The sequence below is a fragment of the Pseudomonas bubulae genome (assembly GCF_900618535.1).
Taxonomy (GTDB): domain Bacteria; phylum Pseudomonadota; class Gammaproteobacteria; order Pseudomonadales; family Pseudomonadaceae; genus Aquipseudomonas; species Aquipseudomonas bubulae.
Genome location: NZ_UYJA01000006.1, coordinates 191,411 through 208,635, shown reverse-complemented (window position 1 = coordinate 208,635; position 17,225 = coordinate 191,411). Strand labels below are relative to the sequence as shown.

The 17,225-nt window shown below is 56.2% G+C and carries 18 protein-coding genes; 8 read left to right on the top strand and 10 right to left on the bottom strand.

The features are described from left to right. The first annotated feature begins 68 nt into the window (after positions 1-68). Positions 69-560, top strand: a complete 492-nt coding sequence (locus PPTH39_RS21070; protein ID WP_095002005.1) for a hypothetical protein — start codon at positions 69-71, stop codon at positions 558-560. Positions 561-623: 63 nt separating this feature from the next. Here the strand turns inward: PPTH39_RS21070 and PPTH39_RS21065 are convergent, their stop codons facing one another. Beyond that, positions 624-1,520: a DMT family transporter gene (locus PPTH39_RS21065; RefSeq protein WP_130872394.1), complete on the bottom strand. Its 897-nt coding sequence runs from the start codon at positions 1,518-1,520 to the stop codon at positions 624-626. Positions 1,521-1,650: 130 nt separating this feature from the next. Between PPTH39_RS21065 and PPTH39_RS21060 the strand changes: the two genes are divergently transcribed. Continuing rightward, positions 1,651-2,088 carry an Lrp/AsnC family transcriptional regulator gene (locus PPTH39_RS21060; RefSeq protein ID WP_095002007.1) on the top strand — a complete coding sequence of 146 codons (438 nt, stop codon included), beginning with the start codon at positions 1,651-1,653 and terminating at the stop codon, positions 2,086-2,088. A 12-nt stretch (positions 2,089-2,100) separates the two neighbouring features. Here the strand turns inward: PPTH39_RS21060 and PPTH39_RS21055 are convergent, their stop codons facing one another. Continuing rightward, positions 2,101-3,432, bottom strand: coding sequence for an aminotransferase-like domain-containing protein (locus PPTH39_RS21055; protein ID WP_130872393.1), 1,332 nt, complete (start codon positions 3,430-3,432; stop codon positions 2,101-2,103). A 97-nt stretch (positions 3,433-3,529) separates the two neighbouring features. Between PPTH39_RS21055 and PPTH39_RS21050 the strand changes: the two genes are divergently transcribed. Both PPTH39_RS21050 and PPTH39_RS21045 read left to right on the top strand, forming a co-directional pair. Beyond that, positions 3,530-4,426, top strand: a complete 897-nt coding sequence (locus PPTH39_RS21050) for a DMT family transporter (RefSeq protein ID WP_130872392.1) — start codon at positions 3,530-3,532, stop codon at positions 4,424-4,426. Between the two features lie 125 nt (positions 4,427-4,551). After that, a complete protein-coding gene (locus PPTH39_RS21045) occupies positions 4,552-5,889 on the top strand; it encodes an MFS transporter (protein ID WP_095002010.1) in 1,338 nt (445 codons plus the stop codon). 54 nt (positions 5,890-5,943) lie between these two features. Here PPTH39_RS21045 and PPTH39_RS21040 read toward each other — a convergent pair whose 3' ends face one another. After that, positions 5,944-7,299, bottom strand: a complete 1,356-nt coding sequence (locus PPTH39_RS21040; RefSeq protein ID WP_095024352.1) for a sensor histidine kinase — start codon at positions 7,297-7,299, stop codon at positions 5,944-5,946. Continuing rightward, entirely contained in the window at positions 7,296-8,006 is a 711-nt protein-coding gene (locus PPTH39_RS21035) for a response regulator (RefSeq protein ID WP_095002098.1), read from the bottom strand. The genes PPTH39_RS21040 and PPTH39_RS21035 overlap by 4 nt, the downstream gene beginning before the upstream one ends. Before the next feature lie 171 nt (positions 8,007-8,177). Between PPTH39_RS21035 and PPTH39_RS21030 the strand changes: the two genes are divergently transcribed. Further along, positions 8,178-8,435: a hypothetical protein gene (locus tag PPTH39_RS21030; RefSeq protein WP_095002012.1), complete on the top strand. Its 258-nt coding sequence runs from the start codon at positions 8,178-8,180 to the stop codon at positions 8,433-8,435. A 66-nt stretch (positions 8,436-8,501) separates the two neighbouring features. Continuing rightward, on the top strand, positions 8,502-9,065 hold the full coding sequence (locus PPTH39_RS21025; protein WP_095002013.1) for a cysteine hydrolase family protein: 564 nt from the start codon (positions 8,502-8,504) through the stop codon (positions 9,063-9,065). A 39-nt stretch (positions 9,066-9,104) separates the two neighbouring features. On the opposite strand, the gene PPTH39_RS21020 is transcribed toward PPTH39_RS21025, so the two are convergent. After that, positions 9,105-10,193: a YkvI family membrane protein gene (locus tag PPTH39_RS21020; protein WP_095002014.1), complete on the bottom strand. Its 1,089-nt coding sequence runs from the start codon at positions 10,191-10,193 to the stop codon at positions 9,105-9,107. Positions 10,194-10,816: 623 nt separating this feature from the next. On the opposite strand from PPTH39_RS21020, the gene PPTH39_RS21015 reads away from it, so the two are divergent. Beyond that, positions 10,817-11,209, top strand: coding sequence for a cupin domain-containing protein (locus PPTH39_RS21015; protein WP_095025816.1), 393 nt, complete (start codon positions 10,817-10,819; stop codon positions 11,207-11,209). A 152-nt stretch (positions 11,210-11,361) separates the two neighbouring features. Here the strand turns inward: PPTH39_RS21015 and PPTH39_RS21010 are convergent, their stop codons facing one another. The 4 genes from PPTH39_RS21010 to PPTH39_RS20995 form a co-directional block, all read right to left on the bottom strand. Beyond that, positions 11,362-11,721: a hypothetical protein gene (locus PPTH39_RS21010; RefSeq protein WP_095019516.1), complete on the bottom strand. Its 360-nt coding sequence runs from the start codon at positions 11,719-11,721 to the stop codon at positions 11,362-11,364. 277 nt (positions 11,722-11,998) lie between these two features. Beyond that, entirely contained in the window at positions 11,999-13,600 is a 1,602-nt protein-coding gene (locus tag PPTH39_RS21005) for an ABC transporter substrate-binding protein (protein ID WP_130872391.1), read from the bottom strand. 720 nt (positions 13,601-14,320) lie between these two features. Next, on the bottom strand, positions 14,321-14,674 hold the full coding sequence (locus tag PPTH39_RS21000; RefSeq protein WP_130872390.1) for a hypothetical protein: 354 nt from the start codon (positions 14,672-14,674) through the stop codon (positions 14,321-14,323). 146 nt (positions 14,675-14,820) lie between these two features. After that, positions 14,821-15,444, bottom strand: coding sequence for a hypothetical protein (locus PPTH39_RS20995; RefSeq protein ID WP_130872389.1), 624 nt, complete (start codon positions 15,442-15,444; stop codon positions 14,821-14,823). A gap of 685 nt (positions 15,445-16,129) precedes the next feature. Between PPTH39_RS20995 and PPTH39_RS20990 the strand changes: the two genes are divergently transcribed. Beyond that, positions 16,130-16,648, top strand: coding sequence for a cysteine hydrolase family protein (locus PPTH39_RS20990; protein ID WP_130872388.1), 519 nt, complete (start codon positions 16,130-16,132; stop codon positions 16,646-16,648). A gap of 198 nt (positions 16,649-16,846) precedes the next feature. Here PPTH39_RS20990 and PPTH39_RS20985 read toward each other — a convergent pair whose 3' ends face one another. Continuing rightward, a complete protein-coding gene (locus tag PPTH39_RS20985) occupies positions 16,847-17,197 on the bottom strand; it encodes a hypothetical protein (RefSeq protein WP_130872387.1) in 351 nt (116 codons plus the stop codon). Positions 17,198-17,225 lie beyond the last annotated feature (28 nt).

Sequence of the window (17,225 nt, the reverse complement as noted above, 5' to 3'; positions counted from 1 at the left end):
TGACTGTGCTATACCAATGGGTACGCTTATTCAGTCACGCCATACAGACACAGCTGACAGAGGTTCGCATGTTCAAAGGATTAGCCGGTCACCTCACAGAAAAAAACGTTCACTCGATCAACACCTTGCCGTCCAACAATATCGAATTGTTCGACTGCTATGCCGGTTTGATCCTGGGCCACCTGTACCGTAACTTCCCCTTGCCCATCACCCTGACTGCCGAGCGCTTTATCGACTACAAAGGCCTGGCGGACAGCAACCGCGAGGCGCTGGAAAAAGAAGAGAACCTGTTCCTGGCCACGGTCAAATGGCTGGCGGATATTGGCTACATCCACTTCGACGGCATGTCGGGCGTAGCCTTTTACGAAGTGGTTCTGACCAACAGCGGGCTGCTGATCCTGCGCGCTTACCCGGAAGGCACCGACACTGCGCCGACCCTGGGCGAAAAACTGGCGCAGTGCGTCAACAACGAAAACACCGCCGATATGAGAGCGCTGGTAACCCAGGCACTGAGTCTGGGCGTGCGCATGATCAGCCCGATGAGTCGGTCGGGGATTTAAGCCAGGCCCATCAATGCACTTGGCCATGAACGCTCACCGTGACCAAGTGCATTTAAACAGCCATTATCCTCCACTCACTACCCGCCGCCCTCCCACCCGCCACCCCAGCTGAATCCCGGCTGCCGCGATTAAAATCGCCGCCACACCCACCCATTGCAGCGGTTCCAGGCGATGGCCAAAGGCAAACCAGTCCACAAATATCGCGGCAATGGGGTAGATAAAGCTCAGTGCTCCGATCAATGCCGTGGGCAGTTTCTGGATTGCTCCGTAGAGCAGTACATACATCAAGCCGGTATGGACTACGCCAAGCGTCAGTAAGGCGCCCCACGCCTGTGCGCCAGCAGGCAGCTCAGTGACGTTGGCCAGGGGTGCCAGCAGCAGTGCGCCGGTGCTGACCTGGATCAGCGCGATCAGGTGCGGGGGGATCCCGCGCAGGCGTTTGATGATCAGCACGGCCACGGCGTACATCAAGGCCGCACTCAGCGCCAGGGCAATCCCCAGCAAGTACTCACTGCCGCTCTCCCCTTGCCCGTGGTGGGCGCTGACGATCGCCAACATGCCCACAAACGACACCGCCAGCCAGGCCAGTTTGTGCAGGGTTATTCTTTCACCCAGGAACAACGCTGCCAGACCGAGCAGGATAAACGGCTGAACGTTGTAGACCGCCGTACCAATGGCGATTGAGGCCCTGGAGTAGGACGCGAACAACAACACCCAGTTGGCAACGATGGCCACGCCGCTCAAAACAACCAGCGCAAAGGTAGTGCGGTTCAGCAGACCGCGGCGTAAAAAACCCATCCGCGCACAGATCAGCAGCAACGTCACCGCGCCAAACACACAGCGCCAGAACACCACATCCAGCACTGCTTGCCCGCTTAGCAGGACAAGCCAGCCAATGGTGCCGGAGATAAGCATGGCAGCGACCATTTCCAGCGAACCGCGTTGCGTGGTTTTGTCCATATTTGCCTCCCTCAAAGTAGGAAACAGTATGGCAATCGCGATTCATGCAGCGCCATAATCCAGAAAAGGCAATTCGTCATTTTTGCCTTTAGTGTTAAGGCATTCTGCCAATTTGGCCTAAGGAGCAAAGATGAGCGACGAGATAGATCAGCTGTTGATCAGCGCACTGATGCAAGACTCACGCAGCTCCCTGAAAACACTGGCCAGCCTCAGCGGCCTGTCGTCACCCAGCGTCGCCGAGCGCATTCGCAAGCTCGAAGAGCGCGAAGTGATCAAGGGTTACACCGTGGAAGTCGATCCCAAAGCCTTTGGCTATCAACTCCAGGCCATCATCCGCATTCGACCGCTACCGGGGCAGTTGCAGGAAGTGGAGCGCCAGATCCAGAACATCCCCCAGTTCACCGAGTGCGACAAGGTGACGGGCGATGACTGTTTTATTGCCCGTCTGCATGTGCGTTCAATCGAGCAATTGGACAGCCTGCTTGATGGCCTCAATGCCTACGCCGAAACCAATACGTCGATCATCAAAAAAAGCCCGGTCAAACGCCGGTTGCCGCCCATGGCCTGAGTACGGCCACCCCTAGGCATGGGCCTGAACCACCCACTTCACTTTCGCCAGGCCCTCACGCAGGGCCGTCATGCCCACCGAGCCCAGCGCCAGCCTTATCGCATGGGGCACATGGGCCGAAGTTGCAAAGGGCTGCGCGGTCGACACCGAGACCTGCTCACGCGCCAACGCCGCAACAACCTGGTCCGCCCGGGCGTCCTCTGACAGAGGCAACCAGACAAAGTAGGACGAAGGATGGCGGATCCTGTGCAACCCCGCCAACTGCTCATCAGCAATGAGCTGCCTTGCCTGTGCGTCTTTGCGCTTTTGCGACTCCAGCCGGGTCACGGTGCCATCGTCGAGCCAGGCACTGGTGATAGCGGTCATCACACCGGGAGCATTCCAGGCAGTCACTCGGATTATACGCTCAAGGACACTGACCTTTTCTGCGGGCGCGACGATAAAGCCCACGCGTAAACCCGCTGCGACACTTTTGGAAAACCCAGACACGTAAACGGTTCTTTCCGGCGCCAAGTCAGCCAAAGACGTCGGCGGGTTATCGACCAGAAAAGCGTAGGCCGCATCTTCGATGATATGCAGATCATGTGCCCGGGCGATCGCGACCAAGTGTTGGCGCTGCTCCAGGCTCATCACCCACCCCAACGGATTGTGCAACGTCGGCATGCTGTAGACAGCACGCACAGAGCGACGGCGACACAGACTGGCGAGGGCATCCAGATCCGGCCCGCTTTCCGTGCTCGGGATGGGCAGCAATTCAAGGTGCAGGGCCAGCGCCAGTGCCTTGAAACCCGGGTAGGTCAAGGCGTCCACCGCGATCACGTCACCAGGCTGGAGCAGTGCCATCAGCACCACGCTCAACCCGTGTTGTGCGCCGTTGACGATCAACACCTGTTCGGCGGGCACATTCAACCCGCTCCTGCCCAGGTGCCTCGCGACCGAGGCGCGCTCATGCAGGCGCCCGCCATGGGGCTGGTAGCGCAACAACGATTCCAGATCGCCAGACAACGCCAACTGCCGCAGCGCAGTACGCAACAGTTCGGCCTGGCCCGGCAAGGAGGGATAGTTGTAATTGAGATCCAGCATCCCCGCGATCACGTCGGGCTGGTCTATACCGTGGCCTGGTGGTAGCGAGGTTTCCCGGACAAAAGTGCCACGCCCGGTTTCGCCACTGACCAGCCCCATGGCCTCAAGCTCGGCATACACGCGACTGGCCGTGACCAGCGCCAGCCCTTCGCTGGCTGCGAGCTGGCGATGGGTAGGCAAACGCGTGCCCGGCGGCAAACGGCCTGAGCGGATATCGTCGGCAAACGCGTCTACCAGCAGCTTGTAGCGGGAACGGGGCATCGGGCTTTGTATCCATGACAATTTTTTGATTGTCATTAATCATCAGCCCTAGGATGCATTGAATGCAAGCCGCGATTAGCCTGGAGCCTGAGACTCGATGGAACGTACTTCCCACCTGCAACACCCCACCACCGAAAAAAACCTCAGCGGCTGGATCAACGGCTTTATCGGCGTGGTCATTTTCAGCGCCTCATTGCCCGCAACCAAGGTGGCGGTGCTGGAGTTCGATCCCGTGTTCCTCACCCTGGCCCGCGCCAGTATTGCCGGGGTACTGGCCCTGGCCATGCTCGGGTTGTTCAAGGCCCGGCGGCCGCAGCGCAACCAGCTGGTGCCCCTGCTGCTGGTGGCAACCGGGGTGGTGGTGGGGTTTCCGCTGCTGACCGCGCTGGCTTTGCAGCATGTGACATCGGCCCACACCATTGTCTTCCTTGGCCTGCTGCCGCTGTCTACCGCCATTTTCGCCGTGGTGCGCGGGGGTGAAAGGCCACGGCCAGCGTTCTGGCTGTTCTCGATCCTGGGCAGCGCGTGCGTCGTGGCCTATGCCCTGGCGCAGGGCCTGAGCGCAGCGCCCGAGGGTGACATCCTGATGCTTCTGGCTGTATTGATCTGCGGTCTTGGCTATGCCGAAGGGGCCAGGTTGTCGCGTACGCTGGGCGGCTGGCAGGTCATTTCATGGGCACTGGTGCTGTCACTGCCATTGATGGCTCCGCTGGCATGGTTGTGGGCCCCCGCTTCGTTCAAAGGCATTAGCGTACCTGCCTGGCTCGGCCTGGCTTACATCTCGATCTTCAGCATGCTGATAGGCTTTGTATTCTGGTACCGGGGGCTGGCCCAGGGCGGGATTGCCGCCGTTGGGCAGTTGCAGCTGCTGCAACCATTTTTTGGCCTGGCACTGGCTGCCACCTTGCTGCACGAGACTGTCAGCATGGGCATGTTTGGTGTTACAGCGGCGGTGATCCTGTGCGTTGCCGGGGCCAAAAAGTTCGCCCGGTAGCCTGTAGCCCCCGTGCTTGACCTCTGAGAAGTCGGTACTGACTATGCCGATGACACTTTTAGAGCGAATCGTTTCAGCCGCTGCCTCGATAATCACTCCTTACTGAGGACAGGTCGAGGTGCAGCATGACAAGCGTATCCATAGAGCAGGTCAGCCCTGAAACGCTGAGAAAAGTGATTGTCGCCGCCGCCATCGGTAATTTCGTCGAATGGTTCGACTTCGCCGTCTACGGTTTTCTGGCCACCACCATCGCTCAGCAGTTTTTCCCCAGTGGCGATGCCAGTGCCGCATTGCTCAAGACCTTTGCTGTGTTTGCGGTGGCCTTTGCCTTTCGCCCCCTTGGCGGGATTTTTTTCGGCATGCTGGGGGACAGGATAGGCCGCAAGCGTACCCTTGCCATGACCATTTTGCTGATGGCCGGGGCCACTACCTTGATCGGAATATTGCCCACTTATGCTGCAATCGGGGTTATGGCGCCGATCCTGCTCACCCTGATTCGTTGCGCCCAGGGCTTTTCTGCAGGCGGTGAATACGCCGGGGCCTGTGCCTATTTGATGGAGCACGCCCCCAGCGATAAAAGAGCCTGGTACGGCAGCTTTGTGCCGGTTTCGACATTTTCCGCTTTTGCCGCTGCGGCCGTAGTGGCCTACGCCCTTGAGGCTTCGTTATCCGCTGAAAGCATGGGCAGTTGGGGCTGGCGCCTGCCGTTCCTGATTGCTGCGCCACTGGGCCTGGTAGGGCTTTATTTGCGCTGGAAGCTGGATGAAACCCCGGCCTTCCAGGCCGTGAAGGAGGAGCATGCGGTCGCCCACTCCCCACTCAAGGACACCTTGCGCAACCATGGCGCGGCGATCTGCTGCCTGGGAGCCTTTGTGTCGCTGACGGCACTGTCCTTCTACATGTTCACCACTTACTTCGCGACCTACTTGCAGGTCGCGGGCGGCTTGAGCCGGGCAACCGCTTTGCTGGTGTCGCTGATCGCCCTGCTCTTCGCCGCCGCCATCTGCCCTCTGGCCGGGCTGTATTCGGACCGGGTCGGGCGGCGGGCGACCGTGGTGACCGCGTGCGTTCTACTGATGGTCGCGGTGTATCCGTCGTTCCTGATGGCCAGCTCGGGCGGGTTCGCAGCGTCCATCGTCGGTGTCATGCTGCTGGCAATTGGCGCGGTGTTGTGTGGCGTGGTGACCGCAGCTTTGCTCTCGGAGACGTTTCCGACCCGCACTCGCTATACCGCTTCGGCCATCACCTACAACATGGCTTACACCCTTTTTGGCGGCACCGCACCGCTGGTGGCGACATGGCTGATCAGCACCACCGGCAGCAATATGTCGCCCGCGTTTTATCTGATTGCAGTTGCACTGCTCGCCCTGGCTGGCGGCCTGGCATTGCCTGAGACCTCACGGATTTCCTTGCATGATGTGGCGACACCCGAAAATGCGGCGCAAGCCGTTGCTGCGGTCTGAGGGGCCAAGAGGCTGAGAGTGCCGGGGTGCCCGGCACTCTCTGCAGAAGATCATTCACCCTGCCCCCTTGAGCACCGGCAACACAACCCTCACCGCCAACCCGCCACCCGTGCGGTTGCTCAGGGTTAGCGAGCCGCCGTGTTCCAGCACAATCGCTCTGGCTGCCGACAGTCCGAGCCCCACTCCGCCGGTGCTTTTGTTGCGCGATTCTTCAAGCCGATAAAAAGGCACAAACACCTGCTCATGACTTTGGACAGGAATGCCCGGCCCCCGGTCAAGAACGAAAACAGTGACCTGCTCATCGTCCCGACTCAGCTCGATGGCCGGCTCGCCTGCGTACTTGATAGCGTTATCCAGCAGGTTGGTCATCACCCGTTTCAGGCCAAGCGGCCGGCCCAAATACACCAGGTGCTCAGGACCGTTGAAGGCAATGTCAATGGACTGGTCGCGGTAGTCATCAATCAGGGTTTGCAACAACCCTGCCAGGTCAAATTGCGTGGCCTGCTCCAGCCGGGCATCGTCGCGAAAGAACTCCAGGCTGGAGTTGATCATGGCCTGCATCTCGTCTACATCGCGAAACAGACGCTGTTGTTGGTCCGGGTCGTCAATAAACTCACCGCGCAGTCGCATGCGTGTCAGCGGGGTGCGCAAGTCATGGGAAATGGCCGCGAGCATCTGGGTACGGTCTTTTATGAAGTGTTGCAACTGCGCCTGCATGGCGTTGAACGCAAGAATGGCCTGTCGGATCTCCCGAGGGCCAACCGGCTCAATGGGCGGCGCACGAAAATCGACACCAAAACGCCGGGCGCCCTCGGCGAACTGCTGCAAAGGCCTGGCCAGATGGCGCGTGGCAATCAGTGCGACCAGCACCGTGGACAACAACACCAGCAGGATCAAAATCAGGTTTCGCTGCCATTGGCCCAGGCCCCAGCTGCGCGATGCGATGCTGAACATAAGCCATGAGCCATCCTCCAGTTGCACCAGCAGGGCGTAATGCCCGTTGTGCTGTGGCCAGTCATCAGGCTGATAGGCTTCGAGGCGTCGCTCTGGGCTATTGAACAGTCGCTGCGCCAGCGGCGTGGCCGTGCGACTGGCCGCTTCGGCCACCTGCGGCAAATCCAGGCCGGCACGGCTGGCATGCCAACTGATGCTCAGGGCGCTGTCAGTGGCTGCCGCAGCCAGACGTTGGCGCTGTGGCGCCGGCGAAGCTTCGATCATTTTGGTCGTCAGGGAAATCTTTTCCAGCAGCCCGATTTCACTCAGTGGCGGATAGGCCCAAACACCCGCCAACTGAGTAAACAACGCATTGAATGCCAGCGCAGTCAGCATCGCGACAATGGTGGTCAAGGCAATCCAGCGAGCGATGGTGTTGCGTGAGCGCAGGCGCCAGCCTGAAATCCAGCCCGTCACTGACAGGTCACCCCGGGCGTGAACAGGTAACCGACATTGCGCACGGTGCGAATCATCTCGACCCCTTTGCTGTCGAACTCCAGCTTGCGCCGCAAACGGCTGACCTGTACGTCGATGCTGCGATCGAACGCGTCATGGCCAGCGCCACGAGCCAGATCCAGCAACAGTTCGCGAGTCAGAATGCGCTGGGGATGTTCGACAAACACCAACAACAAATCGAACTCTCCGGCAGACAAGGGAATCATCACCTGATCCGGGGAACGAAGTTCGCGGCGGGTCAGGTCCAGTTGCCAGCCCGCAAACTTCATCAGTGGCCGCGGCACCTGCCCGACCGAGGGCTGGCCCTGCCCTGCCCGGCGCAACACGGCACGCACCCTGGCCAACAGTTCCCGGGCATCAAAAGGTTTGCTCAGATAATCATCGGCGCCCATTTCAAGACCGACGACCCGATCACTCAGCTCGCCCATGGCCGTCAGCATGATGACCGGCGTGGGGTATTGCTGACGCAAACGCTGACACAGCATCAGGCCGTTTTCGCCAGGCAGCATCAAGTCGAGAATAATCAGGTCCGGTGGTTGCAGCGCCATCGCCGCCCACAGTGACGTGCCATCGGTGGCCACCTCCACCGAATATCCGTGTTGTACAAAAAACTTCTTCAGAAGCGCGAGGACCTCCAGGTCATCGTCCACGATCAAAAGGCTGCTCACCGGCGCATTCCACTTAAGGTATGTAAAGGCTTCCATCTAAAACTATTCGTCCCGCTGCGTCATATATTTCAACTTGGTAACAAAGTTGCGGCCAGGCAAAAAAGCAGACATATCCAGGCAAACCGCGAATGCGAGGATCAGACCTCTTTCCTGCCAAGAACGCGTGTACCCATGCCTTGCGAAAACCCGGCCATGATCCTGGAGCAGCGACTGGTAAAGCGTGCCAACGCCGCCCTGCACTGTCGCGAAACAAGCCTGCGCCTGTCGAGCGATCGCGACACGCTGGTACTCAGCCGCTATATCGAGCATTACAGCCATGAAGGTGTTCAGTGGGTCGAGAGCACCCATACAGTGCCGGTGAGGGCTTTGCTGAAATGGATGATCAGCCACGGCGAACCGCAAACCCTGAGCCAGGATAAAGACCTGTAGCCATCTGGTGACCCCGGCGCAATAGACTTAGCATGGTGCTCCCTATCCCCAGCCAGAGGAACGGCCATGCCCCTGATCAAATCCGATGCGGCACTGATCATCATCGATATGCAAAAAGGGATAAGCCTTCCCGGGCTTGGTCGCAGAAACAACCCGCACACCGAGCTCAACGTACAGCGCCTGCTGGAAACCTGGCGGCATGTACAGCGTCCGGTAGTCCATGTCCGGCATATATCCCGATCGCCTGCCTCGGTATTCTGGCCCGGCCAGCCTGGCTGCGAGTTTCAGGAGGGGCTGGCCCCGCTCGATAGTGAGCACGTGGTTGAAAAGAACGTACCCGATGCATTTACCAACACAGGCCTGGAACGCTGGTTGCGCACGCGCGGGATTGAGCAGTTGGTCATCGTCGGCGTGATCACCAATAATTCCGTAGAGAGCACGGTTCGCTCAGCAGGTTGCCTGGGGTTCGATGTGATTGTGGGATCGGATGCCTGCTATACATTCGATCAGATAGACCTGAATGGACGCCTGTGGCCTGCCGAGGATGTACATGCACTGTCGCTTGCCAGCATGGCAATGGATTACGCCAGGGTCCGGGACGTCAACCAGATACTTGAACAGCAGGGTTAGGAAGGAAGCCGCCGAACTTGCGTTCGGCGGCAGCCGGGGTCAGGAGACCGCGTCCAGCGCGGTTTTTTCCGCCTTGGCCAGCGAGCGACTGCGCAGCCAGCTGAAGCAAATGGCGAGGATCAGCGCAAAGCCTACGTAGCCCAGCAGCGGATACACGGTGCCCACCAACTTGCTGAAACCACCCAGGCTCAAAGCCAGACCGACACAAACGGTCACTGCACTAAACAACTTGAAACGGCCCGATTCCGGCTTGGCAAAGCGTGCACTGAAGGCAAAGAACATCCCAACCGCAGTGCTGTAGACCATGCACACCAGTGCGATGGACATCACCACCGAGAGTAGTGGCGAGATGCGTCCGGCCAGTGCCAGGGACGGCATTTCAATACCCTGCAGCTGGTTGATGTTGGCAAACAGGCCGATGTTCAACAACAGGATCAGGGCGCCCAAACCAAGCCCGCCAAGCACACCGCCGAGAGCAGCCGCCTTGGGTTGTTTGGTCATGCCACCGATCACTGCCAGCATCGGGAAACCTACCGCGATATTGAACGAAGCGTAGAGCAAGGCGCCGACAAACCAGTTGCCAGTGACCGTCTCGTTGTTTTCACGCGCTACAGCATCCAGGGTCTCGATGGGAGCGTTGTAGCTGAAAATCGAGTAGGTCGTGATGATTAGCACCATCGCCAGCAGAAAAGGCATGACTGCGCTGATCAGATCAATGATGCGCTTGACGTTCATGCACAGCGTGGCGATCACCAGCACGGTCATCAATACACCGCCAAACAATGGGGGCAGATCGTACTGCTGGGCAAAAATCGAACCGCTACCGGCCAGCATCACCACACCAACCCCATAGAGGAAGAATGACAGCACCACATCGACGACCCAGCCCAGACGTGCGCCGAACAGGGCGTAGAGTACTTCCTTGTGCGAGTTGGCCTGCATCTTCGAACTCATGCGGGCGATCTGCATACCGAGGAAGGCAAACATCAAACCGCTTACCAGGGTGCCCAGGATACCGATAAGCCCATAGCCGGTGAAAAACTGCAGCACCTCCTGCCCGGAGGCAAAACCACCACCGATAACTACGGACATGTACGCAAGCGCAATCTGGATCGACTGTTTATTCATTACACTTTATCTCATTCTTAGACTTATTAGGTGCAGGAAACAAGACGACGCGGACACCACCTCATTTACGCAGGGTGGCTATCGCCATAGCAGTTCGATCACTCATCGTGATTGGCTGAACTGTACAGGTACGTAGACACCGCGGGCAGTATAGGAAGTGTTGCGCAGGTAATTTCACCATATACACAACAAAATTCAGCTAAAACGTCATGCCGGAGAGGTTTTACCCTATCAATTATCTCGCAAGCGACATTATTGACCGCAAAACCATCAGAAACATTTAGATACATGCTTGTTTTTATAAATCAGTCACTTAGCTTATTTCTGTGTTGGCCTCTGCGCATTTTTGCACGCCCCCCGCGTACAGCCCCGGGAACAGCCAATGACCACAAGAAAATGATGGAATGAACGAACAACATAATAACGACACACTAAAAAAACATGACACACATTAAATTTCGCACAAATATGAAAAGAAATGAACCACGCAAGTAACAGAAAAAAACTACATACCTTAGCGAGCCCAAAAATCTATTGTTTTTACGCGATAAACTTAAAACATGAACACCTAAAAACGTCTGACTCGCACAGCCAATCAAGCGTCATAAACCGGAAATCAAATAATGAAAGGCACGCCCCCAGCCATATTTATGTTGAGTGCCGTCCTCTGGGCGGGAGCTGCCATCGCAGACATGCCAACACCCGCAAAGTCTGACGTGTTGCAACGAATCGACATGCCTGATACCCACTATCAAATGGGCTTGCAAAAAGCAGTACTCGCCCCGAACGAAGTCAAGGCTCGCCACATACATACAGGACCAGAAGTCGCCTATGTGCTTGAAGGCGAGGTCATCATTACAATGGATGGGCAGCCTGAAAAGCGAATAAAGGCCGGTGACAGTTTTCAACACCTGGCGCACGAACCCCACATCAGCAAAGCGGGCCCACAGGGCGCTACCGTTCTTGCCACCTGGGTAGTGGAAAAAGGCAAGAGCTTTTCTGTCCCTGCACCCTGATCCAGCGACTGCGCATCACACCGGGCAGCATCTTGCATGGCTAACATGAGGTAAATCAGGGGGAGGATATACTGCTTCTTTTGGCATGGTCACTGAAGACATTACAATGGATCCGTACTCTCATTGATGACCCCCCTGATGTTTAATCCGTTTCAATCAGCAGGCACAAAGTCCGCGACCTTTAACTTGGAACGCACATCCAAAAACCAACGACTCAGTTGCGAATCGAAACCCTGAGCAATCCGGTCTGCAGCATGGAGTGCCTCATCAGCGCTTCCCCTATTGCCCAGCCCTTGGCAAGCTTTAGACACTTGAAGCAGCAAGAATGCCCTGTCCACCTCCTCCACCCCGTTCGATTCGATAATGACCAGTGCCTTGCCAGCACTATCCAGAGCACTCTGCCACTGCCCGAACCGGTTAAAAGTCAACGCACATAAATAAAGGCTTCGCTCATGGTTCAACCAGGTTCCAAACTGCATCCAGAGCCGCTCACACACAACAGCCGCATCCATAATGACGTTTCGATGGGACAGCTCGTCACCCTGAAGGCGGGGGTTATCCACAGAACCTTGCAAACTTTGTACGCATAGCAAACCAACATGCGCCTTGGCCTCTATTAAAGAAGCGCCTGTAAGTTCGGCATATTCAAATTCGGCAGCAAACGCATTATTTCAGTGCATACCTTGCATAAGACTTTGGCCTATTCACGTCTATAGCGAGGTTATTTCGGTGCCGCGAGCGCACCAAAAACCATCCCGGGCTTCTGGTGCACTCAGTTGGGGCTTGCTGTTACTTATCCAGGCTCACTCCGTAGAACGGTGTCAGCCCAAAGGGGCTGATTTTGAAATCAGTCACTTCCTTGCTCAGGGGCTGGAAAACCGTCGAGTTCGCAATGGGTGTAATCGGAACTTGCTCCTTGAGGATCTTCTGCGCCTCTTGATACAACTTGATGCGTTGTTCGCGGTCGCTGCTGAGCTTGGCTTGCTGCACCGGCTTGTCATAGTCTGGGTTGCACCATTTGGCGTAGTTGCTGCCCTTGACCGCCGCGCAGCTGTAGAGCACGCCGAGCCAGTTATCCGGGTCGCCGTTGTCGCCCGTCCAGCCGTAAATCATCACGTCGTGCTCGCCGTTCTTGGCGCGCTTGATGTACTCGCCCCACTCGTAGCTAACGATATTGGCCTTGATGCCGACCTTGGCCCAATCCTGCTGGATGATTTGTGCCGACATACGCGCGTTCGGGTTGGAGGCACGTTGAACGGTCATCGCCCACAGGTTGATAGTGGTCCCTGGTGCAACCCCTGCTTCTTTTAAAAGCTGCCGGGCCTTGACCGGGTCGTAGGGGGCATCCTTGATTGTCGGGTCATAAGACCACTGCGCAGGTGGCAAGGCGTTCTGCGCCAATTGCCCTGCGCTCTGGTACACGGCCTTGATGATTGCCGGCTTGTCGATGGCCATGTCCAGGGCCTGACGCACCTTGAGTTGGTCCAGCGGCGGATGTGTCACGTTGTAAGCCAGAAACCCCAGGTTGAACCCGGCTTGCTGCAGCACTCGCAAGTTGGGATCCTGCTTCATCACTTCGATATCCGCCGGTCGCGGGTAACCGCTGACCTGGCACTCCCCGGCTTTGAGTTTCTGCAGGCGCGACGCCGCGTCAGGGGTGATGGCAAAAACCAGGTTGTCGAGTTTCACATCCTCGGGCTTCCAGTACTGTTTGTTGCCGACGTAACGAATCTGCGAGTCCTTCTGATAGCGCTTGAACACAAACGGCCCGGTGCCCACCGGTTTCTGATTGATCTCTTCAGCCTTGCCCTGCTTGAGCAGTTGGGCTCCGTATTCGGCGGACTGCACCGAGGCGAAGCTCATGGCCAGGTTTTGCACAAAGGCGGCATCAACGTTATTGAGGTTGAAACGCACGGTTCGGTCGTCGAGCTTGTCGACGCTCTTGATCGTGGTGTTCAAGCCCATATCGGTGAAATAGGGCGATTCGGACGGGTAAGCCTTGCGGAACGGACTCTGGGCATCCAGCAGGCGATCGAAAGTAAACAACACGTCATCCGCGTTGAAATTCCGGGTCGGGGTGAAGAAATCGGTGGTATGGAACTTGACGCCATCGCGAAGGTGGAAGGTGTAGGTCAGGCCGTCATTGGAGACATCCCAGCGGGTGGCCAGGCCAGGTTCGACTTCAGTACTACCCCGTTTGAACTGGATCAGGCGGTTGAATACGGTTTCGGCGGAGGCATCAAAATCGGTACCGCTGGTGTACTGGCTGGGGTCAAAGCCGGCGGGGCTGGCTTCGGAGCAGTAAACCAGCGTGCTGGCGGCGTGGGCCATTGGCATGAACGCCAGGAGGCCGGCGACGAGAAGGAGCGGTTTGAAGGCGATTCTATCCATGGAGACCCTTGAAGTTGCAGACATAAATATGCGCCTAGACGAAACCGGCACCCACCGAGATTAACGTCGTTGCCGAACATCAGATAGCGGAAACCTGAATTATTGGAGAACGGACGGCATACACGCCTGCAGAACTTCGAAATCAAGGGCGATAGAGTCGCCTCAGCGCCCTGGACACCTCCAGCCCCGAAAAAACAGCGGCCAGGCTCATTTCGCTGTATGTACAGCACAGGAGCCTTGAGTGGGCGGGAAGTTGGCGCACCCGGCTTTTGGCCCCGTATTTTATTTCGTGCCTGATGCTTCCTTGCCACAGGCTTTCAGCGCGATCAGGCTGATCATTGGTTGAGCATGCGCTTGGTCAAGTCGGGCTCTATGGACACCCTAAATCACACCGCCGGCGAGGCGGGTGACTTGTAATAAATAAACCCCTCGAACTGTTTCAGTCGTGCACTTTCAAGCGTAGGAATTCCTCTGAATAATCCACCATCGGGCTGCACACCCTCATGACCGCTTAGACCTGAACATGCCAATACCAGCCCTTGTATCCCCCTGCATACTTTAAACAGACGCCGCACAGGCCACTGCTTAGCGATGGCGCTGAGTGTTCTGTATCGCAAATCGTACAGGACACAATTAACAGCGGGCGCGGCAAAGTGCAGACAACAAACACCTTTATTCTGCAAGTGTGCCGCACCCACTTGAATAGTGACCCATCGAAACTTAATACATATTTGTCAAGACCACACCCGTAAAGTAATTACATCCGCCGCCGGATTCATCCAGAAGAGACACTTGCTGGCCTGTCAGCTTCGACAGGGACAGCATATTAAGCAGTGCATAACCTGTGGGATCATTCAGATTGCGCTCCCCATGAACTGCCCACCAGCGCGTTCCGGTCGAAGTTAACATTACGCTGATCCCATTGCCGCTGTCGTAGTTACCTGCCCCTATATGTATTTGCTTCACCGTGCCCTGCGCGCACTTTACATCCCGACTCATCCGCGTTGAACCAGGCTCTTCGGCAAAAGCATTGACACTCAACACCAACAACAACAACAAGGCTGCAAGACGCATGCTCATACTCCTCAACGTTTATAGCTCATCATGGTTAATAATGGAGGTACTGCTGTTATAAACAGACTCCAGGGTAAACATTATTGCTGGAATATCTTGCTTCAGATCCGAACGCGACGCAGCCAGGCACGCCCCGACCATCGGGATCATGCCCAACCAGGTCGGCCTTCTTTCTCGTGGGGCTTCACCGTTGAAATAGGGCCTGTTCGTGGCTCGGGTATTATCGGCCATATACGGGGGTTAACCTGAGCAGTTGAAACTTGCAACTCACCGTCGACAACAATATAGGATTCCACGTCCCTGATATTTTGAGTGGGAATGACGGTCGGCGTTATATATTCATTAGCTGCCCGTGAGGGATGGTAGTTCAAGGGGGTGATCGGGACTTGCGGGTTGTTGTCATGCAATGTCCGCAATGAGGCCTCGGCATTGAAGAAGTTGCTGTCCGGCCTGACGCGATAAAGATAAATACGCTGACCGGGTTGGGCAAAAGCCCTGGCAGCTGCGGCAGTGCGAATAAACTGAAAGTTCGCCGCGGTTGAGACAAAACCTGAATCTCGCTGCCCCTGCTGCCTGTTGACGCATGACTCGCCGGCCACATGATCATGAACATTAAAGTTACTACCCCAGGCCTGGAAACCAGCGTGAAATATCAGCTGTTCCGGCCGGGTATCCATTCGCCACACCGTACCTGGCGACTCGGCCCATGAATAAGGAGCCTTTAATGTAACTGCCACAAAAACCCATAGCAAAACCCCCAGCTTCTTCATGATCCTGCCCCCCGATAATTAAAGAAATGCCTGCAAAGCACACGCACTTAATTAATATTACCGAAAAACAAATTACCCGCCATTCATTATGGGCGCCAACAGAACGATAATAAACTCAAAATATTACATGACTGACCCCATACTTTTAATTACCCCCCACGCAGCACCTCGGCGTACAGAATCTCTATGACTGTTTCGTTAAAGTAGCAGGGCTACGTTCAATATTTAATTTAAAGCACAGACTGTGCGTGCTGGAACTCAAGCTCAAGACACCGCAGTACGTCGATGACCGCGGCAAACTACCCTTTTGCCTTGTGCTCATGCCCAAGAAGACGAGGCTCCCACCAACAACATCTCGTATCACCACAGCGCGTGTAGGTTGCGCTGGACGACCTTTAGTCTAAGTTTGATTGGCCGCGGCTTCCAAGAAGCATATGGGTATATGGCTGGCCAGCTCGAAGTCATGACGCTTCCTGCTCCTGCTTGCCAACCCGCTGATACGCAGCTACTGTCAGCTCCATGAATCAATTACGAGTTGCCTTGACCACGACTACCACGACCGCCGAAGGCGGGTCGTGAGAGGTATCGTGAGTCCATAACGCACGAACTTCAAAGGCCCGCCAGTGATGGTAAGGGCCTTTTCTTTTGCCCTTGTGTCACTGGCCAAAACGCAAGGAAAAGCCCCATGTATGCACTGTTGATTCTTGATATGCAGGTAGGATTGGTGCATGGCCCGGACAAGCCATGGGCTGGCGAGGCCCTGTTGGACACATTGAACACGTTGCTGGATAAAGCCCGGAGCGCAGGTGCCCCGGTCTTTCTCGCCCGTCATGTCGGCCCTACCGGTTCACCGATTGAACCGGGAAGCCCGTTGACCCAGCTGATACCGGAACTGGTGCTACAGGGCAGCGAAGTGATTTTCGAGAAAAACCGCCCCAACGCCTTTGCCAAGACAAACCTGGCCGACCAGCTACAGGCTCTTGGTGTTGAGGGTGTGGTCATCACGGGCATGAAAACCCAATATTGTGTCGACAGCACCTGCCGCGCTGCACGAGACCTTGGGTTCGACGCAGTACTGATTGCCGATGGCCACACCTGCAGTGACACCCCTGCGTTGAAGGCACAGCAGATTATCGCTCATCACAATGCAACCCTGGCGGGGCCATTCTGTCGTGTCATCAACGCTGAGGACTGGGGGTTTTAGTCTCGGTCGACAGATCAGGCTGATCCAGGCTGATCTGTTGCTAAAACAATGAGGCACAGAGGTAAAAATCGAGCGCTAATACCTGTCGAGGCCGGCTGCTTTCAAGACCTCTATGGAGAAATACAGCACGTGGCCTGTAGGCCACATGCTATGCGGGAGTATTTTTCTTCTAGGCTGGTGTTTTTTTCAACTAAAAATCTATGGGGCAGTTGAATCAAGATCGAATTTCACGACATTGATCTCACCATCAACTTTAAACAATGACATATTGTGAAACTCATAAATAACCCCATCAACTTTTAGTTTGACCCGATCATCTAAAACCTCGCGAACAGCTGCAGAGCTTTTTGTAACAAGGAATGGGGCGATCTTCTTTGCTTTCTGAAGCGCTTCTTCATCGCCAGGTTGAAGATTCATCAGGAAATACCTATAGACCAATGGCACCGTAGCGCCACCAGAATCATATAAGACCTCATAGATGGCCCCGCCATGGCCAACATTTGTAACTGAAGTAATCTTGACAGGATCAGGCCTGCCTGGAGCAGACATGTATATGTACAAAGCCTGCACAAGACAA